At 59.6% G+C, this 25,309-nt stretch carries 18 protein-coding genes and 2 pseudogenes; 16 read left to right on the forward strand and 4 right to left on the reverse strand.

Going from position 1 to position 25,309, the window contains the following annotated elements; all coding sequences use genetic code 11:
* The first annotated feature begins 23 nt into the window (after positions 1-23).
* The 3 genes and pseudogenes from E4487_RS21140 to E4487_RS21150 all read left to right on the forward strand — a co-directional run bounded on the left by E4487_RS21140 (position 24) and on the right by E4487_RS21150 (position 1,779).
* Positions 24-1,010, forward strand: a complete 987-nt coding sequence (locus E4487_RS21140; protein ID WP_150607135.1) for a bile acid:sodium symporter family protein — start codon at positions 24-26, stop codon at positions 1,008-1,010.
* 76 nt (positions 1,011-1,086) lie between these two features.
* Positions 1,087-1,323: pseudogene (locus tag E4487_RS21145) on the forward strand (radical SAM protein); the annotation flags it as partial.
* A gap of 96 nt (positions 1,324-1,419) precedes the next feature.
* The gene (locus E4487_RS21150; protein WP_175254322.1) at positions 1,420-1,779 is read left to right on the forward strand and encodes a hypothetical protein; all 360 of its coding nucleotides are present in this window, start codon (positions 1,420-1,422) and stop codon (positions 1,777-1,779) included.
* A 1,119-nt stretch (positions 1,780-2,898) separates the two neighbouring features.
* On the opposite strand, the gene E4487_RS21155 is transcribed toward E4487_RS21150, so the two are convergent.
* Positions 2,899-4,824 (reverse strand): hypothetical protein, encoded by a 1,926-nt coding sequence (locus E4487_RS21155; protein ID WP_175254323.1) that lies wholly within the window; start codon positions 4,822-4,824, stop codon positions 2,899-2,901.
* Between the two features lie 194 nt (positions 4,825-5,018).
* Entirely contained in the window at positions 5,019-6,629 is a 1,611-nt protein-coding gene (locus E4487_RS21160; RefSeq protein ID WP_175254324.1) for a recombinase family protein, read from the reverse strand.
* Between the two features lie 38 nt (positions 6,630-6,667).
* Here E4487_RS21160 and E4487_RS21165 point away from each other — a divergent pair.
* The 12 genes and pseudogenes from E4487_RS21165 to E4487_RS21220 all read left to right on the forward strand — a co-directional run.
* Positions 6,668-7,504 (forward strand): annotated as a pseudogene (locus E4487_RS21165) (PA0069 family radical SAM protein); the annotation flags it as partial.
* A 61-nt stretch (positions 7,505-7,565) separates the two neighbouring features.
* On the forward strand, positions 7,566-8,471 hold the full coding sequence (locus tag E4487_RS21170) for an AraC family transcriptional regulator (RefSeq protein ID WP_175254325.1): 906 nt from the start codon (positions 7,566-7,568) through the stop codon (positions 8,469-8,471).
* Positions 8,472-8,698: 227 nt separating this feature from the next.
* Positions 8,699-10,009 carry a sugar ABC transporter substrate-binding protein gene (locus E4487_RS21175; protein WP_037054551.1) on the forward strand — a complete coding sequence of 437 codons (1,311 nt, stop codon included), beginning with the start codon at positions 8,699-8,701 and terminating at the stop codon, positions 10,007-10,009.
* 167 nt (positions 10,010-10,176) lie between these two features.
* Positions 10,177-11,109, forward strand: coding sequence for a carbohydrate ABC transporter permease (locus E4487_RS21180; protein ID WP_175254326.1), 933 nt, complete (start codon positions 10,177-10,179; stop codon positions 11,107-11,109).
* A 10-nt stretch (positions 11,110-11,119) separates the two neighbouring features.
* Complete coding sequence (locus tag E4487_RS21185; protein WP_037054547.1) at positions 11,120-11,953, forward strand: carbohydrate ABC transporter permease; 834 nt, start codon at positions 11,120-11,122, stop codon at positions 11,951-11,953.
* 13 nt (positions 11,954-11,966) lie between these two features.
* Positions 11,967-13,070 (forward strand): ABC transporter ATP-binding protein, encoded by a 1,104-nt coding sequence (locus tag E4487_RS21190; protein WP_175254327.1) that lies wholly within the window; start codon positions 11,967-11,969, stop codon positions 13,068-13,070.
* A gap of 26 nt (positions 13,071-13,096) precedes the next feature.
* Positions 13,097-14,572: a mannitol dehydrogenase family protein gene (locus E4487_RS21195; protein ID WP_175254328.1), complete on the forward strand. Its 1,476-nt coding sequence runs from the start codon at positions 13,097-13,099 to the stop codon at positions 14,570-14,572.
* 15 nt (positions 14,573-14,587) lie between these two features.
* Positions 14,588-15,550 carry a transaldolase gene (gene tal / locus E4487_RS21200; protein WP_175254329.1) on the forward strand — a complete coding sequence of 321 codons (963 nt, stop codon included), beginning with the start codon at positions 14,588-14,590 and terminating at the stop codon, positions 15,548-15,550.
* 2 nt (positions 15,551-15,552) lie between these two features.
* On the forward strand, positions 15,553-17,052 hold the full coding sequence (xylB, locus tag E4487_RS21205) for a xylulokinase (protein ID WP_175254330.1): 1,500 nt from the start codon (positions 15,553-15,555) through the stop codon (positions 17,050-17,052).
* 109 nt (positions 17,053-17,161) lie between these two features.
* On the forward strand, positions 17,162-18,115 hold the full coding sequence (locus E4487_RS21210; RefSeq protein WP_175254331.1) for a carbohydrate kinase: 954 nt from the start codon (positions 17,162-17,164) through the stop codon (positions 18,113-18,115).
* Between the two features lie 14 nt (positions 18,116-18,129).
* Positions 18,130-19,794, forward strand: a complete 1,665-nt coding sequence (gene pgi, locus E4487_RS21215) for a glucose-6-phosphate isomerase (protein WP_175254332.1) — start codon at positions 18,130-18,132, stop codon at positions 19,792-19,794.
* 158 nt (positions 19,795-19,952) lie between these two features.
* Positions 19,953-20,681 (forward strand): carbonic anhydrase, encoded by a 729-nt coding sequence (locus tag E4487_RS21220; protein ID WP_051800626.1) that lies wholly within the window; start codon positions 19,953-19,955, stop codon positions 20,679-20,681.
* A 249-nt stretch (positions 20,682-20,930) separates the two neighbouring features.
* Here E4487_RS21220 and oadA read toward each other — a convergent pair whose 3' ends face one another.
* Entirely contained in the window at positions 20,931-22,739 is a 1,809-nt protein-coding gene (oadA, locus tag E4487_RS21225) for a sodium-extruding oxaloacetate decarboxylase subunit alpha (RefSeq protein WP_037054531.1), read from the reverse strand.
* A gap of 8 nt (positions 22,740-22,747) precedes the next feature.
* The gene (locus E4487_RS21230; RefSeq protein ID WP_175254333.1) at positions 22,748-24,163 is read right to left on the reverse strand and encodes an acetyl-CoA carboxylase biotin carboxylase subunit; all 1,416 of its coding nucleotides are present in this window, start codon (positions 24,161-24,163) and stop codon (positions 22,748-22,750) included.
* A 156-nt stretch (positions 24,164-24,319) separates the two neighbouring features.
* On the opposite strand from E4487_RS21230, the gene E4487_RS21235 reads away from it, so the two are divergent.
* A complete protein-coding gene (locus E4487_RS21235) occupies positions 24,320-25,294 on the forward strand; it encodes a LysR family transcriptional regulator (protein ID WP_150607156.1) in 975 nt (324 codons plus the stop codon).
* Positions 25,295-25,309: the final 15 nt, after the last annotated feature.

Raw genomic sequence — 25,309 nt, forward strand, 5'->3', positions numbered from 1 at the left:
GTATCGCAAGTCCGAGATTCGCCATGTTCCTGCGCCGTCTGCTGCCTGACAACTTCACCCTGACCCTGCTCGCCGTGGTACTCGCCGCCACGCTGCTGCCCGCCAGCGGCCAGGTCGCCACCGCGTTCGAATGGATCACCAACCTGGCCATCGCCCTGCTGTTCTTCATGCACGGCGCCAAGCTGTCACGCCAGGCGATCGTCGCCGGTGCCGGTCACTGGCGCCTGCACCTGCTGGTGTTTTCCTGCACCTTCATCCTCTTCCCGCTGCTCGGGCTGGCGCTGCGCCCTGCCCTGGAGCCGCTGCTGGGCAGCGAGCTGTTCATGGGCATGCTCTACCTCTGCGCGCTGCCGGCCACGGTGCAGTCGGCCATCGCCTTCACCTCCCTGGCACGCGGCAATGTCGCGGCGGCGATCTGCAGTGCGGCGGCCTCCAGCCTGCTGGGCATCTTCATCACGCCGCTGCTGGTGGCAGTGCTGATGGGCGTGCACGGCGACAACGGCTCGACCCTCGACGCCATCGGCAAGATCAGCCTGCAACTGCTGCTGCCGTTCATCCTCGGCCAGATCGCCCAACGCTGGATCGGCGGCTGGGTGACGCAGAACAAGAACTGGCTGAAGTACGTCGACCAGAGTTCGATCCTGCTGGTGGTCTACACCGCCTTCAGCGCCGCGGTGATCGGCGGCCTCTGGCAGCAGGTGCCGCTGGTCACGCTGCTGGCGGTGGTCGTCGCCTGCTGCGTGCTGCTGGCCCTGGCGCTGCTGCTGACCCACCTGCTCGGCAAGTGGCTGGGCTTCAACCTGGAGGACCGCATCACCATCCTCTTCTGCGGGTCGAAGAAGAGCCTGGCCACCGGCGTGCCCATGGCCCAGGTGCTGTTCGCCGGCGGCGCCATCGGCGTGCTGATCCTGCCACTGATGCTCTTTCACCAGATCCAGCTGATGGTCTGCGCGGTACTGGCGCAGCGCTACGCCCAGCGCAAGGACGGGACGCAACCGGCGACCGCCTGAGCGGCGCCGCGACAAAAGGGACTTGCCCGGGCGCCAGATGACTGTATTTTTATACAGTATTCTCAGGAGCCCGTTCATGTCCGTCAGCCTGCCGCCACGAGGCCGTGGTACCGCCAGCAACCCACACAACCGTTATGCACCGACCCGTTCGGAGCAGCAGGACGACGGCTGGTATCAGGAGGAAACGCCGCCGAGCCGCGCCACCGAGGTGCGCAAGGAAAAGGCGAAGACGGCCATCACCCGCAACAACTCACCGGATGTCGGCTTCGATCGCTCGGTGAACCCCTACCGTGGCTGCGAGCATGGCTGGATATGCTCTGTAAAAGGTTCCGCCGTCATAATCTTATGGCTTTAATGCATAACGCCGCTATAGTATCAAGTCACTACATCGAATAAATAAGGAGTAGTGATGTTGTGGTTTTATGGAAGAAAAAGAAATTACATTGAACTAATAGGCTTGAAGTTAAGCAAAGAGTTCAAAATTGAGCCTGATGAAAGCCAAGGCTTCCCGAGTGCAGTAAAGTATTCCAAATTAATCGAAGCCTCTTGGGCTTCAAAAATGAACGCAGACGAAGCGGCAATGCAAATTGCGGTTTCTTATTTCTTGTATCTCTGTAAGGGCGGGTCTTTTGTTGATGCGTCTGAAATTCTCTTGCGAATAGAAAATATAGTAGGCTATGAAGTCCCAAGAAATTTGATTAGGGAAGAATATAGGTTAGAGTTTTCTAATGCCATAATCGAAGGGCGGCAGATACTCGGAATAAAATAAAAGGTTGTTTTGAGCGGTTGAACTTGTTCAAGCGTGAAAAATGACCAGAAAGAGCAAAAGCGTACCGAGCAATTGCTCGGTTGTTCTGATGGGAAAAGAGCGGAAAAAGAAAATTAAGGTCGGACGCTATTTAGTGTTTTTCGTCGAACGATAAAAATATTTTCATTTACCTATTGACAACGATTTTTGCTGTTTTTAAGCCAAAATTCGAAGGTCGGGAAAATGGAAATATCAAAAATTTGAGATAAAAATATATAAAAAATGATATGCACTTTTTTAGTGCATTCACGGAAATAGGTCAAAATTGAGCGATTTATTTTTCTTCGTATATTAGTAAGCAGAAATAAAAACCACGCTAAAAACGCCATTTTTTAAAGGCGTGAAAAATCAAGGTTTACGATTTTTTAGGGCAAGAAATCAACATCATCACACCAATCGAAAATAAGCCGTTTTAAGGCGTATTCTTGTTTTTGATACCCAAAGCACCAAGCCAATGCTAATCGCTCGATTATGGGCAGTTTTTGGAGGTTTTAGAGGGTATTGCTTGGTGTATGTGTGTTGGTATGGGTTTGCGGGGGATGTGATGCGTGTATGTATGTGTGTGTCGTGTGTGTATACGTGTCTTGAAAACCCTAGGGGGTTTTCGCTCTTTTAAATTCCAGCATTGCCTTTCGCTTTTCAAGCTTCAGGCAAAGCTGGTCTTCCTTGTTTTATGACTTAAAAAACAAGTTTAGCTTGCCTGATTTTCAGGGTTTAAATCTGTGATATTCAGTTTAAACTTTAAACACTTATAGGCTATATCAGCACCTAACTGGAACCCTGTTTAACATATTTTCATATGGCTGGCGGGTTGAGAAATTTCCAGTATCCCCGTTTTATTTCTCTTCGCTTGAACACGAAACAATCACTTTTTGGTTTCCTACATGTTCAAGGCGTGAATACTGAATTTATAATTATGATGAGGTTTTGTCGGCAGGGTCTTGAAATGGTAATATTATATGTTATAACTATATATACCAGTTGAAACTGCCGCTATCAGTATCAACGCCGAACCCTAAATGCTAACTACATTTGGGGTTCACTTATAATTATGGTATCACTTTAATATTTAAAGTCAAATCAGTAGGCGTTTGGTCTTCTTCTCTTTCTTGCTTTTGCTGCTTCTGCTTTTTCTTCTGCATCAAACTCTATTACTTGGGTGCTTGTTAATTTATCGCTGCACCATAGTTTTATATTGTCTTTAATGTCTGGTTTAACTTTATTGAAATCAAGCCCTTTATCTTGCATATTGGCTTCCCAATGGAATAAAAAGTCCTTCCTCATTTCTTTGCCATAGTGTTTTACTGTATCAATTATTTCTTCCTTCATTATTTTATAGTCAAGTTCGCTAGAATTACCAATCCTTATATCTCTTACCATCTTATCCATACGGCTGTCTAATTTTGCGATATTTACGCTTAACTTATTGTTTATAGCTTCATTGATATGTTGAAGTCTTTTATTACTTTTGTTCAACTTTTCATTTTCAGCCATAGCATTTTTATTTTTCTCTTCGGCTTTTTTAAGTTTGGCAAGTTCCGATGAGATATCTTCTTTGACTGTTTTTAATTCGGCATCTTTTTGGGTTAGTGTTTTGTTTAGTTCACTAACTGCTATTCTCTTGCTGGATATTGCATTATTAAGATTTAAGATGCTTTCATTATTGTTTGATATTTTGGTTTTTTGCTCTTGCAAAACCTGATTAGACTTTTTGATTTCAGCATCTTTTGCTTTTTGCTCTTCAATCTTTTCATTAAGAGCATTTATCAATTCCGATTGTTTGCTTTCATATTTTTCAATCAGTGCTTCTTTGTTTTCGATTAACTCGTTTTTCTGTTCAAGCTCCATATTGCTTTCTTGTATTTGCTTCATCAAATCATCAATTTGTTTTGTATAATAATTAAATGCCCTTTCGCTTTTTGGTTTTTTTGCTTGCTCTTCAATAATTCGCATTCTTGATTTTTGTTCTTCATTTTTAGGTAGGAATTTGGCTTTTAATCCATACTCCAATGCCATTTTATTAAAGTGCTCATAAAATGCCTTTTGTAATATGCTGGACTTCCAAGATTGTCTTTCTTCAATATATCGTTTTCTCTGTCTTTCTTCTGTTCTATTAGGTATTTTGAAGTCTTCAAGAACAGGAGGTCTTTCAAGCCCAAGTATTTCTTTATGAGTTTCGTAGTAATTTAAAGCGAACTCTTGTTCTTGCTCGTTAAAGTCATATTTCTTTGTTTTCGAGTTTTCAAGGTCAATGAATATGTGCGAGTGGTTAGATGTCTCATCTAAATGCTCAACGGCAAGAATTATTTCATTATTTGGAAAGTTCTCTTTATAGAATGTATATAGTGCTCTCTGGGTTAGTTTTGTATATTCTTCCGTTATTGGTAAATTGTTGGTTGATGGTATTGTTAAGAAAACCTCTTTTATTCTGTTGGTATTGTCCGAAACTGCTCTATTAGGCATTGTTGTTTCAATTTCTTTTTTCTTATCTATATAGTTGCCTAATAACTCAATTCTTTGGTTAATTCTCTTTATTCCGTGCTCATTTAAAAGTGAAGAGTATTCATCAGGAATAAATTCACTTTTCAACTCCATAGCAGATTCAATATAATTGGATATTGAATCCACATCTGTTTCTTTTAGGAATTTATTAAGTTTGGACTTTAACTTGCGGAGTTTTTCTTTTTCGCCAGCAATATCTTGTGATGCTGCTGTATCTCTTATTTTTGTTTGTAAGAAGTCTTGAAATTCTACATGTATAGACTTGGCAAGTTCTGGTGTTAAATCTTGCCTGATACCTTTGAATGTAATCTTATTATTGAATTGAGCGTTTGGGTTACGCTCAAAGTCATCATATTCATTTTGGTCTAATCGTAAAGAATGAAGCATTGAACTATTCAGCCCATTAAGGTTTGAATAGTTTTGGTCTCTTTTAGTTAGCGTAATAGTCTGTAAATTATCATTCATAGTATCCTCTTGTGGCTGTTGATTTTTTGCTTCTGCCATTCCGGCCAGGAACCTGCGTATACCGTCACTTTTTTGCGTAGCAAAAATGGGACTGTATACATAGCAGGTATATATAAGTGGCTTACTTTTATATATGTCCTCTAATTCATTAAACCACACATTAAAATGTTTTCAAGAGTGTATAGCACGCATAAAAAAAGCCACTGAAAAGTGGCTTTGCTAAAACTGGTAAATTAAGATTGTGGATTAGTCTTATTTGCTATTGATTTGACTACGCTAGCCCAAGAACTTTCAATTTCATCTTTGTTGTATTCATTTGCCAATTCATCATTGAGAATGTGGCGATTTACACCATTAGAAAACTCTACATGTAAAATATCATTCAAGTAATCAATCTGGATTTTCTTGATGATGTTTTTTAGTTCATTGTTATATTGAACTCGTTTTTCAATTGCTTCTTGTGATTTGTCATAGATGATTGTTTCAATGTCAATTTCTTTTAAGTCATAGAATGACCTAAATGAAGAAATAATCTTGTCGAGTTCTTTGTTTTTGATTTCAATTTCATCATCATATTTTATGATGCTGTTTTCTAAATCAACAATAATCTCATTGTATGTTTCTGGAATGGTTTCACCTTCCATAATCATCTTTTTGATTTGAGATTTAAAATCATCAAGACGATTAGAGATTTTGGTTTTTTGGTTCTCCAATTTCATCAATTCATTTTTTATTTCATCGGCATTGGTATTTTCTTCTAATAGGGTTCCAATGTTGATGCCATTGGTGAATTTAAAAAAGCGGCTGAATACTTTTTTACCTCTAATTGACTGCTGGCCTTTTAAACCACATTTGCCTGTCATCGAGTTTGTGCAAATGAAATAATCTCTTTCGCCTTTGTTCATGTAGCGAATAGTTCCGCCACAAAAACGGCAAAAAATTAAATCACGGAAAACATTATATCTTTGGGCTGAATATCTACCTGAAAATGGTTTCCTTGATGTGATGACGGATTGAACCTTTAAAAACAAATCTTCATCTATTACCTGCGGGTAATAATCTGGAATGGGATTTCCTTCATCTTTTCTAATGAGCCGACCATTTTCGTTGTAATGAATTTTTTGCGGCTGATGCTCACCAATTAACTTTCTATTGCTCAATAGATATTGAGCCTGATGAATAGCCAATTTTTCACCGTATAAGGTGTTATATTCTTTAGTTGCTTCTTGTAGACCTTTGGAAAGGGAAAGCCTGAAAAGTGTTCTTATTCTGTCTATTTTTACTTCATCAATGATGAATGTGTTGTTTTCTACTTTTAACCAAGTAGGAACTTTTTTAGTGACGATTTCACCATTGTGCATCTTATCTCTGTTGAGTTTCCAAGCCTTGCTTGAAAAATCGCTTTTACGCTGACTTTCTGCATTAGCCCTTTCAAATTCAACAAGAGCAGTAATCCAATCACCAAAATCTAAATTATCGGCGTCATAAACCTTGTTTTTATCAAGAATGACTATTTTGATGCCTGAAAATAGAAGATCCGTAAAAATCTTATTACTGCGAACGATTTTGTCTCTTGAAAGGCGATCAAAGTTTTCGATCAATAAATAAGAACCTTTCTCAATTTCTCCTTTCCTTACCTCTTTGAGAAACTGACCTAAAACACCTTCTGATCCTGCGTGTTTACTGTGGAAAGCACTCGTTCCGGCGTCTTCAAGGTGTCGATCCACTTCCAAGCCGTGCTTGGCTACAAAAGCCTCTATAAGCCCATTTTGGCGGGTTCTCGTTGATCCATCTTCCTGGCGGGTAGATGAGAAACGAACATAAGGAAAGCACTTTTTGGTCATCTTTTAACCAATCTTGGAGAGTGGAACCAATAACATAGCACGTCTGCATCTACTGCTTCGCCAGGCCGACCCATGCCTACTGGGACATGTCACCGGGCATCGACTTCGAAACCCGCCTGATCGCCAAGACCAACCTGGCCGAGCGCCTCGAAGAGCAGCTGCAGAAACCCGGTTACGTGCCGCAGCCCATCGCCCTGGGCATCAACACCGACGCCTACCAGCCCATCGAGCGCGAACAGCGCCTGACCCGCCAGGCGCTGGAAATCCTGCTGCGCTACAAGCACCCGCTGCACATCATCACCAAGGGCTCGCTGATCCTGCGCGACCTCGACCTGCTCGGCGAACTGGCCAGCCACAACCTGGTCAGCGTGGCCTTCAGCCTGACCACCCTGGACGACGAGCTCAAGCGCATCATGGAACCGCGCACCGCAGCACCAGCGGCGCGCCTGAGGGCCATGCGCACGCTGCACGAGGCGGGTGTGCCGGTCAGCGTGCTCTGCGCACCGATGATTCCCATGATCAACGACATGGAACTGGAAGCGCTGCTGGAGGCCGCCCGGGATGCCGGTGCCCGCTCGGCCGGCTATGTGCTGCTGCGCCTGCCGCTGGAAATCGCCGACCTGTTCGAGGAATGGCTGCAGGTGCACTTTCCGGAGCGCGCCGCCCATGTGATGAGCCTGATCCGCCAGAGCCGTGGCGGCAGGAACTACGACAGCCGCTTCGGCAGCCGCATGCGTGGCGAGGGGCAGTTCGCCGACCTGCTGGAACAGCGCTTCCGCCTGGCGCGTCGCAAGTTCGGCCTGGACCGCCGGGGCAGCGTGGCGCTGGACTGCACGCAGTTCTGCCCGCCGGGTGCACAATTGAGTCTGCTCTGACTTGGCAGCGGGCGCCGATATGTTAAAACGTGGTCAACCGAGGCATTGACCGGCGCACCCCATGACCCGCACATCCCGCGTAGCCGACCCGTCCTACGAACTGATGGACGACCATGAAGGCCATTCGCTGATCTACCGTCAGCACGGTTTCCCCTCGCCACTGGTGCGCTGGCATTTCCACAAGGAATACGAGCTGCACCTGATCGTCGCCAGTTCGGGCAAGGTGTTCATCGGCGACTACATCGGCAACTTCTCTGCCAACACCCTGTTTCTCACCGGCCCGGGGCTGCCGCACAACTGGATCAGCCAGGTCGAGGAAGGCGAACGGGTGGAAACCCGCGACATGCTGGTCAACTTCACCGACGAGGTGCTGGAAAGCGGCACCGCCGTGTTCGCCGAACTCAAGACCCTGCAGCCCCTGCTCGCCCGCGCGCAGTTCGGCATCGAGTTCCGCGACCCGCAGCTGATTCGCGAAGCCGCCGTGCTGCTGGACAGGATCGCCAGCAGCCGTGGGATCACCCGCCTGGGCCACTTCTTCATCCTCATGGAGCTGCTCGCCGGCAGCGAGGACTACCAGCTGCTCTCGGCCGTGACCTCGTCGGAGCTGGGCGACGAGCAGCACGTCGAACGCATCAACCGGGCGGTGGACTACATCTTTCAGCACTATGCACAGGGCATCAGCCAGGAGGAGGTCGCCGAGCACCTGGGCATGACACCCACCTACTTCTCGCGCTTCTTCAAGCAGGCCACCGGGCGCTGTTTCGTCGAGTTCGTCAATCGCCTGCGGGTGAGCAAATCCTGCGAGCTGCTGAGCAAGAGCGACAAGCCGGTGACAGAGGTCTGCTTCGAGTCCGGCTTCAGCAACATCTCCAACTTCAACCGCCGCTTCCAGCAGCTCAAGGGCATGACGCCCTCCGGCTATCGCAAGCTGGCGGTGCAGCGCCTGACCGAGCAAAACCTGTACTGAATCGGCAGCGCCCCTGTCCCCCGATATCGCCACAGCCCCTCATCTCAGGCAGTTCCGCTGCTCGCCAGGCGGGTTGAGCATTGCCCATCGAGTGCAAAAAAGTATCGGCCACTGTGCGCTCAAGGATTTGTCCGCGCGGCCCAGCGGGGGTGTAATCCGGGCCGAGCGAAACAAAAACAATAACGTTCTTCCGTAGCCGTACCGGCGCGGGAGAGGAGTTCACAAGCATGAACAACTCGATCAAAGCCCTCGTTGCAGCCTCTTGCCTGTCCCTCACCGTCGTCGCCCAGGGCGCCGAAACCCTGACCATCGCCACGGTCAACAACAGCGACATGATCCGCATGCAGCGCCTGTCGAAGACCTTCGAAGAACAGAACCCGGACATCAAGCTCAAGTGGGTGGTGCTCGAAGAGAACGTGCTGCGCCAGCGCCTGACCACCGACATCGCCACCCAGGGCGGCCAGTTCGACGTCCTCACCATCGGCATGTACGAAGCCGCACTGTGGGGCGAAAAAGGCTGGCTGGAGCCGATGACCGATCTGCCGGCCGACTATCACCTCGACGACGTGTTCCCCTCGGTGCGTGAAGGCCTGTCGGCCAAGGGCACGCTGTACGCCCTGCCGTTCTACGCCGAAGCTTCGATCACCTATTACCGCAAGGATCTGTTCGAGCAGGCCGGCCTGCAGATGCCGGAGCAGCCGACCTGGGCACAGCTCGCCGAGTTCGCCGGCAAGCTGCACCAGCCGGAGCAGGGCGTCTACGGCCTGTGCCTGCGCGGCAAGGCCGGCTGGGGGGAGAACATGGCGCTGATCACCACCCTGGCCAATGCCTACGGTGCGCGCTGGTTCGATGAGCAATGGCAGCCGGAATTCACCGGCAGCGAATGGAAGAACGCGCTGAACTTCTACGTCGACAACATGAAGAAGTACGGCCCGCCGGGCGCCTCGAGCAACGGTTTCAACGAAAACCTGGCGCTGTTCAACAGTGGCAAGTGCGCGCAGTGGGTCGACGCCAGCGTGGCCGGCTCGTTCGTCACCGACCCGTCGCAGAGCAAGGTCAGCGACGCGGTGGGCTTCACCTTCGCGCCGACCCAGGTCACCGACAAGGGTGCTTCCTGGCTGTACTCCTGGGCGCTGGCGATTCCCACCAGCTCCAAGTCCAAGGCTGCCGCCAAGACCTTCAGTGCCTGGGCCACTTCGCAGGCCTACGCCAAGCTGGTGGCCGACACCGACGGTGTGGCCAACGTACCGCCTGGCACCCGTGCCTCGACCTACAGCGATGCCTACATGCAGGCGGCGCCGTTCGCCAAGGTCACCCTGGATTCGCTGAAGCAGGCCGACCCGGCCAACCCCAGCGCCAAGCCCGTGCCCTACGTGGGTATCCAGCTGGTGACCATTCCCGAGTTCCAGGCCATCGGCACCAGTGTCGGCAAGCTGTTCGCCGCCGCGCTGACCGGCCAGATGCAGCCGGAGCAGGCCCTGCAGGCCGCGCAGCAGAGCACGGCGCGGGAAATGAAGCGCGCGGGATACCCGAAGTAAGCCACGCGCAGCGTCCCGGTGTGGGTCAGCGCCGTCGCAGGTGAAGCGCGGCGCGCCACCCGAGCAGGCGAGAGTCGGCGTCGCGTCGCTGCTCCACCGGGCGCCCACCCCACCCGACGCAACGCCACCCGCCCTACCTCACCCCCTATCCCGCCCTCGGAGGCATGATGAATTCTCCGGCCATCGACACACCTGCTGCCCAGCTCAGCACGCCGGGTGGGCGCAAGCCTCGGCGCCTGGCACCCGGCTGGTTCCTGGTCAGCCCTTCGGTGCTCCTGCTGCTGATCTGGATGATCGTGCCGCTGGGCATGACCGTCTATTTCTCGCTGATCCGCTACAACCTGCTGTACCCCGGCGAGAACGATTTCGTCGGCCTGGAGAACTTCGAGTACTTCGTCACTGACGCCGCCTTCCTCTCCGGTGCCGGCAATACCCTGCTGCTGGTGGGCAGCGTGCTGCTGATCAGCGTGGTGCTCGGCGTGCTCATCTCCGCCCTGCTGGAGGCCAGCGAATTCTTCGGTCGCGGCATCGCACGGGTGCTGCTGATCTCGCCGTTCTTCATCATGCCCACGGTCAGCGCGCTGCTGTGGAAGAACCTGATCTTCCATCCGGTGTCGGGGATTCTCGCCGCCGTCTGGCAGTTCTTCGGCGCCCAGCCGGTGGACTGGCTGGCGCACTATCCGCTGTTATCGATCATCCTGATCGTGTCCTGGCAGTGGCTGCCGTTCGCCATCCTGATCCTGATGACCGCCATGCAGTCGCTGGACCAGGAGCAGAAGGAGGCCGCGCGCCTCGACGGCGCCGGCCCGCTCGCCATCTTCTGGCACCTGACCCTGCCACACCTGGCGCGGCCGATTGCCGTGGTGGTGATGATCGAGACCATCTTCCTGCTCTCGGTGTTCGCCGAGATCTACACCACCACCAGCGGTGGTCCCGGCTACGAGTCGACCAACCTCGCCTACCTGATCTACAACCAGGCCCTGCTGCAGTTCGACGTCGGCATGGCCTCGGCGGGCGGGCTGATCGCGGTGGTCATCGCCAATATCGCCGCCATCGTGCTGATCCGCATGATCGGCAAGAACCTGACCGACAAGCAGTGAGGCCCCGGACATGCTGACCCTCAAGCAATCCCGTCGCCTGCAGAGCGTGCTGATCGGCACCCTGTCCTGGGCGATCGCCGCGGTGATCTTCTTCCCGATCTTGTGGATGGTGCTGACCAGCCTGAAGACCGAGATCGACGCCTTCGCCACGCCACCGCAGTTCATCTTCATGCCGACGCTGGAGAACTACCTGCACATCAACGAGCGCAGCGACTACTTCGCCTTCGCCTGGAACTCGGTGCTGATCTCCGTCTCCGCCACGCTGCTGTGCATGCTCCTGGCCGTGCCGGCGGCCTATTCCATGGCGTTCTTCGAGACCAGGCGCACCCGCGGCACGCTGCTGTGGATGCTGTCGACCAAGATGCTGCCGCCGGTCGGCGTGCTGGTGCCGATCTACCTGCTGGCCAAGCAGTTCGGCCTGCTCGATTCGCGCCTGGCGCTGATCATCATCTACACCCTGATCAACCTGCCGATCCTGGTGTGGATGGTTTACACCTACTTCAAGGACATCCCCGTGGACATCCTCGAAGCCGCGCGCCTGGACGGCGCCACCACCTGGCAGGAGATCGTCCGCGTGCTGCTGCCGATCGCTCGCGGCGGCCTGGCCTCGACCATGCTGCTGTCGCTGATCCTGTGCTGGAACGAGGCATTCTGGTCGCTCAACCTGACCAGCTCCGCCGCCGCCCCGCTGACCGCGCTGGTGGCCTCCTACTCCAGCCCCGAGGGCCTGTTCTGGGCCAAGCTCTCCGCCGTCTCGACCCTGGCCTGCGCGCCCATCCTGATCTTCGGCTGGATCAGCCAAAAACAACTGGTACGCGGCCTGTCTTTCGGCGCGGTGAAATAACGGGAGAACTGACATGGCTGATCTGAAGATCCGCAACCTGAAGAAAGGCTTCGATGGCACCGCGATCATCAAGGGCATCGACCTGGACATCCGCGACCGCGAATTCGTGGTGTTCGTCGGCCCCTCCGGCTGCGGCAAGTCCACCCTGCTGCGCCTGATCGCCGGGCTCGAGGAAGTCAGCAGCGGCCACATCGAACTCGACGGCAAGGACATCACCGATGTCGCCCCGGCGCGCCGCGACCTGGCCATGGTGTTCCAGACCTACGCGCTGTACCCGCACATGACCGTGCGCAAGAACCTGTCGTTCGCCCTCGACCTGGCGCGGGTGGGCAAGCAGGAAGTCGAGGCGAAGGTCGCCAACGCCGCACGCATCCTGCAACTGGAGGCCCTGCTCGAGCGCAAGCCCAGGCAGCTGTCCGGTGGCCAGCGCCAGCGCGTGGCCATCGGTCGCGCCATCGTGCGCAACCCGAAGATCTTCCTGTTCGACGAGCCGCTGTCCAACCTCGACGCCGCCCTGCGCGTGCAGACCCGCCTGGAGCTGGCGCGACTGCACAAGGACCTGCAGGCGACCATGATCTACGTGACCCACGACCAGGTCGAAGCCATGACCCTGGCCGACAAGGTGGTGGTGCTCAATGGCGGCCGCATCGAGCAGGTCGGCTCGCCGCTGGAGCTGTACCACCACCCGGCCAACCTGTTCGTCGCCGGTTTTCTCGGCACGCCGAAGATGGGTTTCCTGCGCGGCACGCTGCAGCAGGTCGAGGGCGACAGCTGCACCGTGCAACTGGAATGCGGCGGCCAGCTGAGCCTGCCGCTGTCCGCCGCCGGGCTCGCCGTCGGCAGCAGCGTGACCCTGGGCGTGCGCCCCGAGCACCTCGACGTCGCCGCCGCCGGCACGGGCCGCCTGCAGGTGACCGCCGACGTCAGCGAACGCCTGGGCAGCGACACCTTCTGCCACGTGCGCTGCAGCTCGGGCGAAATGCTCACGGTGCGGGTACGGGGCGACTTCGCGCCGCGCTATGGCGACACCCTGGCGCTGGATTTCGACCCGGCGCACTGCCACCTCTTCGACGCCGACGGCCAGGCCGTCGCCAAACCCTTGCAGCAGGCCGCCTGACAGCGCGCCATCACGGGACTTTCCAGATGAAACTCAATCGCCAGCAGCTCTCCCGGCTTGGCGGCGCCGTCGCGCTGCCAGCCTACACCCCGGACATGATCCGCACCGGCATCGCCCATATCGGCGTTGGCGGCTTTCACCGCGCTCACCAGGCGGTCTACACCGATGCCCTGATGAACCAGGGCCTGGCGCTCGACTGGGGCATCTGCGGAGTCGGCGTGCGCAGTGAGGACCGTGCCATGCGTGACGCCCTGGCTGGCCAGGACTATCTCTACACCCTGGTCGAACTGGGCGACGAACCGAACCTGCCGGTACGGGTGATCGGCGCCATCAACGACATGCTGCTGGCCGAGGAATCGCCGCAGGCGCTGATCGACAAGCTCGCCGACCCGGCGATCCGCATCGTCTCGCTGACCATCACCGAAGGCGGCTACTGCATCGACGACAGCAGCGGGGAGTTCCTCGCCGAGTTGCCGGCCATCCAGCACGACCTGCGCCACCCCGACGCCCCCAGGAGCGTGTTCGGCTTCCTCTGCGCGGCCCTGGCCAGGCGCCGGGCCGCCGGCATTCCGGCCTTTACCCTGATGTCCTGCGATAACCTGCCGCACAACGGCGCCGTCACGCGCAAGGCGCTGCTCGCCTTCGCTCAGCTGGCCGATCAGGAGCTGGCCAGCTGGATCGACCAGCACGTGTCGTTTCCCAATGCCATGGTCGACCGCATCACCCCCATGACCAGCGCCGCGCACCGCCAGCAGCTGGCCGCGCAGCATGGCGTCGAGGACGCCTGGCCGGTGGTCTGCGAGCCCTTCGTGCAATGGGTGCTGGAAGACAAGTTCGTCAGCGGCCGGCCCGCCTGGGAAGAGGTCGGCGTGCAGTTCACCGACGACGTCACGCCCTACGAAGAGATGAAGATCAAGCTGCTCAACGGCAGCCACCTGGCCCTGACCTACCTGGGCTTTCTCAAGGGCTATCGCTTCGTCCACGAGACCATGAACGACCCGCTGATGCGCCAGTACGTGCGCAGCTTCATGGACCTCGACGTCACGCCGCAGCTGGCCCCGGTGCCGGGCATCGACCTGACCAACTACAAGGACACGCTGATCGAACGCTTCTCCAACCAGGCCATCGCCGACCAGCTGGAGCGCGTCTGCTCCGACGGCTCGTCGAAGTTTCCCAAGTTCATCGTGCCGACCCTGCAGCGCCTGATCGCCGACGGCAAGCCACTGGACCGGGTGGCCCTGGTGGTCGCCGCCTGGGCGCTGTACCTCAAGGGCGAGGACGAAAGCGGCGCCCGCTACCGGATTCCCGACCCGAGGGCCGAGCATTGCCAGGCGCTGGTCGCCGACGATGCCCAGCTCACCGCGCGGGTGCTCGGCGAGGAGACGATCTTCGGCAGCGCGCCAGGGCGTTCGCTGGAATTCGTCGCCGCCTTCGAGCGCTGCCTGACCAGCCTGCGCGAGCGGGGCGTCAGCCAGACCCTGCACAACCTGCTGCACGCCTAGGCCCCGGAGACGCACATGCCCAGCCTGCTCAGCCAACTCAAGCAGCACAGCGTGGTGGTCGCCGACACCGGCAACCTGGTCGCCATCAACCGCTTCCAGCCCGAGGACGCCACCACCAACCCGTCGATCATCCTCAAGGCGCTGCAGGCGGGGCAGTACCAGCGTCAGGTCGACGACGCACTGCGCCAGGCCATCCGCAGCGGCGCAGCGCCCCGCGCGATCATCGCCGAGGCGTGCGACCGTCTGGTGGTCAGCATGGGCGTGGAGATTCTCGCGACCATCCGGGGCAAGGTGTCCACCGAAGTGCCGGCGGCGCTGTCCTTCGATAGCGCCGCCACCGTGGCGCGGGCGCGCGCGCTGCACCAGCGTTACCTGCAACTGGGCATCCCCGGCGAGCGCGTCCTGGTGAAGATCGCCGCCACCTGGGAAGGCATCCAGGCGGCGCGCCAGCTGGAGCGCGAAGGCATTCGCTGCAACCTCACGCTGATCTTCAACCTGGCCCAGGCCCGTGCCTGCGCCGAGGCCGGCATCTACCTGGTGTCGCCTTTCGTCGGGCGTATTCTCGACTGGCACAGGCAGCAGACTCCGGACGTCCGCTTCGAGGCCGAGAACGACCCCGGCGTGCTGTCGGTGCGCCAGGTCTATCGTTTCTTCAAGCAGCACGACTACGCCACGGTGGTGATGGCCGCGAGCTTTCGCAACATCGGCGAAGTGCTCGCCCTGGCCGGCTGCGACCGCCTGACCATCAGCCCTGCCCTGCTCGCCGAACTGGAACAGGCCAGCGGCGAACTGCGGCCAGCGCTGCAGGACGACGGCCAGCGGGTGCTCGCCCCGGCCTGCCTCGACGAGCAGCAGTTTCGCTGGCAGATGAACGAAGACCCCATGGCCACGGAGAAGCTCGCCGAGGGCATTCGCCAGTTCCATGCCGATCAGCTCGCCCTGGAAGCGCTGCTGATCGAGCGCATGCGGGAGCTCTGAGCATGTACCTCGGTATCGACTGCGGCACCCAGGGCACCAAGGCCCTGGTGCTCGACGCCGACAGCGGCCAGGTGCTCGGCGCCGGCAGCGCCAGCCACAGCCTGCAGAGCGCGGCCAACGGCCGCCGCGAGCAGCAGCCGGGGCAATGGCTGGAGGCCTTCGAGCAGGCCACGCGGCAGGCGCTGGCGGCCGCCGGCATTCGCGGCGAGCAGATTCTCGGCATCGGCGTCTCCGGCCAGCAGCATGGCCTGGTCCTGCTCGACGAGCAGGGCGCGGTGCTGCGTCCGGCCAAGCTCTGGTGCGACACCGAATCGACCCCGGAGAACCAGCGCCTGCTCGAGCACCTCGGCGGCGCAGCCGGTTCGCTGCAGCGCCTGGGCGTGGCCATCGCGCCCGGTTACACGGTGTCCAAGCTGCTCTGGACGCGCGAGCAGCACCCCGAGCTGTTCGCCCGCATCGCGCATATCCTGCTGCCGCACGACTACCTCAATCACTGGCTCACCGGGCGTGCCTGCAGCGAATACGGCGACGCCTCCGGCAGCGGCTATTTCGACGTGCGCACACGCCAATGGGACGGCGCGCTGCTGGATTTCATCGACCCCAGCGGGCGCCTGCAGCGCGCCCTGCCGCAACTGCTGGAGCCGGACCAGCCGGTGGGGCCGATCCGCCCGCAGATCGCCGAGCGCCTGGGCCTGAACCCGCAGGCCGTGGTGGCCAGCGGCGGCGGCGACAACATGATGGGTGCCATCGGCACCGGCAACATCCGTCCCGGCGCGATCACCATGAGCCTGGGCACCTCCGGCACGCTGTACGCCTACAGCGAGCAGCCGATGATCAGCCCGCATGCCCAGGTGGCGACTTTCTGCTCGTCGTCCGGCGGCTGGCTGCCACTGATCTGCACCATGAACCTGACCAGCGCCACCGGGCTGATCCAGCAGTTGCTGGAACTGGACATCCGGGCCTTCGGCGCGCTGGTCGAGCAGGCGCCCATCGGGGCCGAGGGTCTGCTGATGCTGCCGTTCTTCAACGGCGAACGGGTACCGGCGCTGCCCAACACGCGCGCCATCCTGTTGGGCATGGACAGCGACAACCTGACCCGTGCCAACCTCTGCCGGGCGGTGGTCGAGGGCACCAGCTTCGGCTTGCGCTACGGTCTCGACCTGCTGCGCGCCAGCGGCCTGCAGAGCCAGACCATCCGCCTGATCGGTGGTGCGGCGAAGAGCCCGGTGTGGCGCCAGGTGATCGCCGACATCATGGGCACGCCGCTGGTCTGCCCGCGACAGACCGAGGCCGCCGCCCTGGGTGCGGCGATCCAGGCGGCCTGGTGCCTGACGCCGGGTGCCGACCGCCAGGCGCAGCTGGCCGCACTGTGCGAACGTTGCGTGCAGCTCGACGCCAGCACGCAGACGCAGCCGGACCCGGCGCGCACGGCGCAGTACGAAGAGGTTTACCAACACTATCGCGAGCAGGTCAGCCGGCTCGCCGAACACAACCCGGCGTGAGAACGCCCCGAGGGCGGCTGCGGAACACCCGGCACTGGCGCAGAGCGACGCCGCGAGCCAGCGCCAGGGAAGTTTTCGGAGCTCCCCGAGAACCGATACGGAGACGCATATGTACCTGGTCTGTGGCGAAGCACTGTTCGACGTGTTCATCCAGAGCGACGGCGCCCGCAGCAACGAGCTGGCCTTCAAGGCCATCGCCGGTGGCTCGCCGTTCAACGTGGCGCTGGGCATGCGCCGCATGGGCGCCGACTCGGCGCTGTTCACCGGGATATCCTCCGACAGCCTCGGCCAGCGGCTGCGCCAGGTCCTGCGCGACGAGGGTGTGAGCGATGCCTACCTGATCGCCAGCGATGCGCCGACCACCCTGGCGATGGTCGGCGTGGATGCCGCCGGCTCGCCGCAGTATTCCTTCCGTGGCGAGGGCTGCGCCGACCGCCTGCTGCTGAGCGAACACCTGCCGACCCTGGATGCCCAGGTGCGCGGCCTGCATGTCGGCTCCTTCTCCCTGGTGGTGGAGCCGGTGGCCAGCACGCTGCTGGCGCTGGTGCAGCGCGAACATCAGCGGCGCCTGATCAGCCTCGACCCCAACGTGCGCCTCGGCCCGGCGCCGGATGTCGCGCTATGGCGCGAACGGGTCGAAGCCTTCGCCAGCCATGCGCACCTGATCAAGGTCAGCGAAGAGGACCTGCAGCTGCTGTACCCCGAGCGCGAGCCACAGCAGGTCGCGGCCGGCTGGCTCAACGAACGCTGCCAGCTGGTGTTTCTCACCCATGGCAGTGCCGGCGCCAGCGTGCACTGTCGTCACGGGCACTGGTCGGCACCGGCGGTGCCGGTGCACACGCGCGACACCGTCGGTGCGGGCGATACCTTCCAGGCGGCGCTGCTCAGCTACCTGGCACGGCATGACCTGGACAGCCCCGAGGCGCTGAAGACGCTCGACCGCGCAACGATCGACGACATGCTGCGCCTGGCCATCGAGGCGGCCGCGCTGACCTGCTCGCGGGTCGGCCCCGACCTGCCCTACCTGCACGAGCTGGACCGCCATCACTTGGCCGCGCGCTGAGAGAGGATTGCCCGATGCCCTACACCCCGTCCTCGCAGGACGTCACCCAACTGCCCAGCTGGCAGGCACTGCGCGAGCAGCGCCAGGCACTGGAGGGTTTCAGCCTGCGCCAGGCCTTCACCGACGACCCGCAACGCTTCGCGCGCTTCTCGCTGGATGACTGCGGCCTGTTCCTCGACTACTCGAAGAACCTGATCGACGTGCGCACCCGCAGCCTGCTGGTCGAACTGGCCCGCGAGGCCGGCCTGGCCGAGGCCATCGCGGCGCTGTTCGATGGCGCGCAGGTCAACGCCTCGGAGCGGCGCCCGGCGTTGCATACGGCGCTGCGCCGGCCGCTGGGCGAGCGCGTGCTGGTCGACGGCGTGGACGTGATGCCGCAGGTGCACCGCGCCCTGCAACGCATGAGCGAACTGGTCGGCCGGGTGCACCATGGTCTGTGGCGCGGCTACAGCGACAAGCCGATCACCGACGTGGTGAACATCGGCATCGGCGGCTCGTTCCTCGGCCCGCAGCTGGTGTCCGAGGCGCTGCTGCCGTTCGCCCAGCGCGGCGTGCGCTGCCACTACCTGGCCAATATCGACGGCAGCTCGTTCCAGGAGCTGGCCGCCAAGCTGTGTGCGGAAACCACGCTGTTCATCGTCTCGTCGAAGACCTTCGGCACCCTGGAAACCCTGAAGAACGCCCAGGCCGCACGTGGCTGGTACCTGGCCCAGGGTGGCAGCGATGAGGAGCTGCACCGGCACTTCATGGCGGTGTCGAGCAACGTCGAGGCGGCCTGCGCCTTCGGCATCCGCGAGGAAAACATCCTGCCCATGTGGGACTGGGTCGGTGGGCGCTATTCGCTGTGGTCGGCCATCGGCCTGCCCATCGCCATGTCCATCGGCATCTCCAACTTCAAGGAGCTGCTCACCGGCGCCTACCGCATGGACCGGCACTTCCAGCAGGCGCCGTTCGAACGCAACATGCCGCTGCTGCTGGCCATGCTCGGCGTCTGGTACGGCAATTTCTGGGGCGCGCAGAGCCACGCGATCCTGCCGTACGACCATTACCTGCGCAACATCACCAAGCACCTGCAACAACTGGACATGGAGTCCAACGGCAAGCGCGTGCGCCAGGACGGCAGCGCGCTGCAGATCGCCAGCGGCCCGGTGATCTGGGGCGGCGTCGGCTGCAACGGCCAGCACGCCTATCACCAGCTGCTGCACCAGGGCACGCTGCTGATCCCGGCGGACTTCATCGTCCCGGTGAGCAGCTACAACCCGGTCGCCGATCACCATCAATGGCTGTTCGCCAACTGCCTGTCGCAGAGCCAGGCGCTGATGCTCGGCAAGAGCCACGCCGAGGCCGAGGCCGAACTGCGCGCCCAGGGCCTGAGCGAAGCCGAGGTGCAGCGCCTGGCGCCACACAAGGTGGTCCCCGGCAACCGCCCGAGCAACACCCTGGTGCTGGAGCGGGTCAGCCCCGGCCGCCTGGGCGCGCTGATCGCCCTCTACGAGCACAAGGTCTTCGTGCAGAGCGTGATCTGGGGCATCAACGCCTTCGACCAGTGGGGCGTGGAGCTGGGCAAGGAACTGGGCAAGGGCGTCTACTCGCGCATGGTCGGCAGCGACCTCAGCGGCGCCGAGGATGCCTCCACCCAGGGCCTGATCGACTTCTTCCGCAGCCACCACCGCGGCTGACGACCTGCGGCTCGCCCGGCCGCAGGCGTTCGCCACGAATTGCAAAAACCTACCGGTTGTCGCGCCGCCTGGCGCAGGAGAAACTTGCGGTGTGACTCGCACAGCGCAGCGGCTGTCGTTCTAGCAGCGCATTTTCAGATAACAAAGAGGTTCAGGGCATGCCTTACAAACACCAGGTGATTCCGCTTCAGACCCATGAGGGCAACGAAACCGCCGAGCAGGCGCTGCACAGCATCGTCGATGGCTTCAAGCGCTTTCGCAACGAAGTCTTCCCGCAGCAGGAAGAACTGTTCAAGAAGCTCGCCACCGCCCAGAACCCGCGTGCCATGTTCATCACCTGCGCCGACTCGCGCGTGGTGCCGGAACTGATCACCCAGAGCTCGCCCGGCGACCTGTTCGTCAACCGCAACGTCGGTAACGTAGTGCCGGCCTACGGGCAGATGATGGGCGGCGTCTCCACCGCCATCGAGTACGCGGTGATGGCCCTGGGCGTGCAGCACATCGTCGTCTGCGGCCACTCCGACTGCGGCGCGATGAAGGCGGTACTCAACCCGGCGTCGCTGGAAACCATGCCCACCGTCAAGGCCTGGCTGCGCCATGCCGAGGTGGCACGCAGCGTGGTGGCGGAGAACTGCAACTGCAGCGACGACAAGGAAACCCTGGCGGTGCTCACCGAGGAAAACGTGGTGGCGCAGCTCAACCACCTGTGCACCCACCCATCGGTAGCGGCCAAGCTGGCGCGCGGCCAGCTGTTCATCCACGGCTGGGTGTATGACATCGAAACCAGCCAGATCAAGGCCTATGACGCCGAGCTGGGCACTTTCCTGCCGCTCGACGGCGACAAGGTGCCGATGGCCACCCCGCGCTCGCGCTTCCCGCAGGAATGAAAAAGACCGGCCGGAGCGAACTGCTCCGGCCGGTCGAAGGGAAAAGGCCGCGCCCCGCGCAAGCGGTGCTGATCGCCCGCGCTGTGCTTGCACACCCGGGGCACGGCCAGAGAACCGTGGTAAAAAAAGGAGCCTTGCGGCTCCCGGGTCTCGAACCCTTGGCGCCTCATGCGAAGCGCCCGTGAATAAAAAAGGAGCCCGGGTTACGCCCCGTCAAACTTGCCCATCCAACAGGCCGGGCTCCTGAGGTTAACCTTCGATTTCCACCAGCACTTCGCCCGGATTGACGCGGTCGCCCTTGGCCACGTGAACGGCCTTGACCTTGCCGGCAATCGGCGCCTGCACTTCGGTTTCCATCTTCATCGCTTCGGTGATCAGCACCGCCTGACCGGCCTTGACCGTGTCCCCTTCCTTGACCAGCACATCGACGATGTTGCCCGGCATGGTGGTGGACACGTCGCCCGGGGCGCCGGCCTGCTTGCGCTTGCCGCCACTGCCGGCGACGAATTCGTTGAGCGGCTCGAACACCACTTCTTCCGGCATACCGTCGATGGACAGGTAGAAGTGACGCTTGCCGTCGCCCTTGACGCCGACCCCGGTGATGTCCACGCGGTAGCTCTCGCCGTGCACGTCGACCACGAACTCGGTCGGCACGCCTTCGCCGCCGACCGGCGCCGCGCCCTGGCCACTGGGCATGGGCAGCAGTTCTTCGGGCTTGAGGGTGCCGGCCTCGCGCTCTTCGAGGAACTTGCGCCCGATATCGGGGAACATGGCGAAGGTCAGCACGTCCTCTTCGGACTTGGCCAGGCTGCCGATCTCTTCACGCAGGCGCGCCAGCTCGGGCTTGAGCAGGTCGGCCGGACGCACGTCGATCACTTCCTCGCTGCCGATGGCCTGCTTGCGCAGCTGCTCGTCGACCTTGCCCGGGGCCTTGCCGTAGCGGCCCTGCAGATACAGTTTCACCTCGTTGGTGATGGTCTTGTAGCGCTCGCCAGCCAGCACGTTGAAGAACGCCTGGGTACCGACGATCTGCGAAGTGGGCGTGACCAGCGGCGGAAAGCCGAGGTCGGCACGCACGCGCGGAATCTCGTCCAGCACTTCGTTCATGCGGTTCAGCGCGCCCTGCTCCTTGAGCTGGTTGGCCAGGTTGGAAATCATCCCGCCCGGCACCTGGTTGACCTGCACGCGGGTATCCACGCCGGTGAACTCGCTCTCGAACTGGTGGTACTTCTTGCGCACGGCATGGAAGTACATGCCGATCTCCTGGATCAGCTCCAGGTCCAGGCCGGTGTCGAACTCGCTGCCCTTGAGCGCGGCGACCATCGACTCGGTACCCGGATGGCTGGTGCCCCAGGCCAGGCTGGAGATGGCGGTGTCGATGTGGTCGGCGCCGGCTTCGATGGCCTTGAGCTGGCACATCGCGCCGAGGCCGGCCGTGTCGTGGCTGTGGATGAACACCGGCAGGTCGACTTCGCTCTTCAGCGCCTTGACCAGCTCGAAGGTGGCGTACGGCGTGAGCAGGCCGGCCATGTCCTTGATGGCGATGGAGTCGATGCCCATCGCCTGCATGGCCTTGGCCTGGGCGACGAAGGCGTCGGTGGTGTGCACCGGGCTGGTGGTGTAGGCGATGGTGCCCTGGGCATGCTTGCCGGCGGCCTTGACCGCCTCGATGGCGACGCGCAGGTTACGCACGTCGTTCATCGCGTCGAAGATGCGGAACACGTCGATGCCGTTGACCGCCGCCTTGGCGACGAAGGCCTTGACCACGTCATCGCTGTAATGCCGGTAGCCGAGCAGGTTCTGCCCGCGCAGGAGCATCTGCAGGCGGGTATTGGGCAGCGCGGCCTTGAGCTGACGCAGACGCTCCCACGGGTCTTCCTTGAGGAAGCGCACGCACGAGTCGAACGTGGCGCCGCCCCAGACTTCCAGCGACCAGTAGCCCACGCGGTCGAGCTTGTCGCAGATCGGCAGCATGTCTTCGGTGCGCATCCGCGTGGCCAGCAGCGACTGGTGGGCATCGCGCAGGACGGTATCGGTAACGGTGATCTTCTTGCTCATGATGTCCCCTACAGGCCCGCGTGGGCAGCGATGGCGGTGGCGATGGCGATGGCCAGGTGCGACGGATTGCGCTTGATCGAGTACTGGGTCAGTTCCGGATGGCTTTCGACGAAGCTGGTGTTGAACTGGCCGCTGCGAAATTCCGGGTTACGCAGGATTTCCTGGTAATAGGGCGCGGTGGTGCGCACGCCTTGCACGCGCATGTCGTCCAGCGCGCGCAGGCCACGGTCCATCGCCTCTTCCCAGGTCAGCGCCCAGACGATCAGCTTCAGGCACATCGAGTCGTAATAGGGCGGAATGGTGTAGCCGGTGTAGATCGCCGTGTCGGTACGCACGCCGGGACCGCCGGGGGCGTAGTAGCGGGTGATCTTGCCGAACGAGGGCAGGAAGTTGTTCTTCGGGTCCTCGGCGTTGATGCGGAACTGCAGGGCATAACCACGGTGGATGATGTCTTCCTGCTTGATCGACAGGGCCACGCCCGAAGCGATGCGGATCTGCTCGCGGACGATGTCGATGCCGGTGATTTCCTCGGTGATGGTGTGTTCCACCTGCACCCGGGTGTTCATCTCCATGAAGTACACCTCGCCCTCGGCGAGCAGGAACTCCACGGTGCCGGCGTTCTCGTAACCCACGGCCTGGGCGGCGCGCACGGCCAGGTCGCCGATGTAGGCGCGCTGCTCAGGGGTGAGCTGCGGGCTGGGGGCGATCTCGATGAGCTTCTGGTTGCGGCGCTGGATCGAGCAGTCGCGCTCGTACAGATGCACGGTGTTGCCAAAACTGTCGGCGAGGATCTGCGCTTCGATGTGCTTCGGATTGACGATGCACTTTTCCAGGAACACCTCTGCGCTGCCGAAGGCCTTGGTCGCCTCGGAGATCACCCGTGGGTAGGCCTGTTCCAGGTCCTCGCGGCTGTTGCAGCGACGAATGCCGCGCCCACCACCACCGGAGGTGGCCTTGAGCATCACCGGGTAGCCGATGCGCTCGGCCTCACGCAGGGCCTCGGCCAGGTCGGCGACATTGCCTTCGGTGCCGGGGGTGCAGGGTACGCCGGCGGCGATCATGCTGCGGCGCGCTTCGGTCTTGTCGCCCATGCGGCGGATGACTTCGGCGCTCGGACCTATGAACTTGATTCCACGTTCGGCGCAGATCTCCGCCAGTTCGGCATTCTCGGACAGGAAGCCGTAGCCCGGATGCAGGGCGTCGCAACCGGTCTCCACCGCCAGGTTCACCAGCTTGCGCGGGTTCAGGTAGCCGGCCAGCGGATCCTCGCCGATGCTGTGCGCCTCGTCGGCACGCTTGACGTGCAGCGCGTGACGGTCCGCATCCGAATAGATGGCCACCGAGCGAATGCCCATCTCGGCACAGGCCCGCACGATGCGGACGGCGATTTCACCACGGTTGGCGATCAGGATCTTCTTGATCACGGTTCGAATCCTCAGCGCAGAGCTGCAAGGGCCGCTGCAACAGTTGGTTGCAAAGTTGGACAAACCCTATCCGGCTATACGGATTAACCAAAATGAATAATTATTTGATCAGGCATAAGTAATTACTTATTCACCTTTGCGAACGAGGAAACGACCGTGCGTAAAACCCTGCTGCGCATGACCCTGCGCCAGCTCCAGGTCTTCCGTGCCGTGTGCGAGCACGGCTCCTACAGCCGCGCCGCCGAGGAGATGGCCCTGACCCAGCCCGCCGTCAGCCTGCAGATCCGTCAGCTGGAAGAGCTGGTCGGCCAGCCGCTGTTCGAGTACCTCGGCAAGAAGCTCTACCTGACCGAAGCCGCCGAAGCCTTGCGCCGCGCCAGCAGCGACATCTTCGGTCGCCTGGAAAGCCTGGACATGCAGCTGTCGGACCTGCAGGGCTCGCTGCAGGGACAACTGAACCTGTGCGTGGAATCCAGCGCCAAGTATTTCATTCCGCACCTTTTCGCCGACTTTCGCCGCAGTTACCCGGAAGTCAGCCTGAACCTGACCGTGGTCAACCACAGCCTGGTGGTACGCCGCCTGACCCAGAGCCGCGACGACCTGATGATCATGAGCCAGGTGCCGCAGGACATGGCGCTGGACTTCATGCCCTTCCTCAACAACCCGATCATCGCCGTGGCGGCGCCGGACCATCCGCTGTGCCAGGCGGACAACCTGCAACTGCAGGACCTGACCCCCTACCCCCTGCTGATCCGCGAGAGCGGCTCGGGCACCCGGCGCGCCTGCGAGGAGTACTGCCACCAGAAGCGCGCGCACTTCCCCAATACCCTGGAAATCGGCTCGCTGGAATCGCAACGTGAAGCGGTGCTGGCCGGCCTCGGTATCGCCCTGCTGCCACGCCATGCCGTGCGCCTGGAGCTGCAGCACGGCTTGCTGCGCGAACTGCCGGTGGCCGAGCTGCCGCTGCAGCGCAGCTGGTGCGTGGTGAATATCCGCGGGCGACGCCTGTCCCCCGTGGCCCAGGCCTTCGTCGACTTCATCCGCACCGAGCGCGCGCATATCGTCAGGCTGGCCGAGCGTTTCGAAGGCAGCCACGCAGGATCGGGCAAGAATCTCGCAGGATCGGCCTAACTCTCCTTAACTGGC

Origin of the sequence: Pseudomonas sp. BMW13, assembly GCF_013357275.1 — a bacterium.
Taxonomy (GTDB): Bacteria; Pseudomonadota; Gammaproteobacteria; order Pseudomonadales; family Pseudomonadaceae; genus Aquipseudomonas; species Aquipseudomonas khazarica.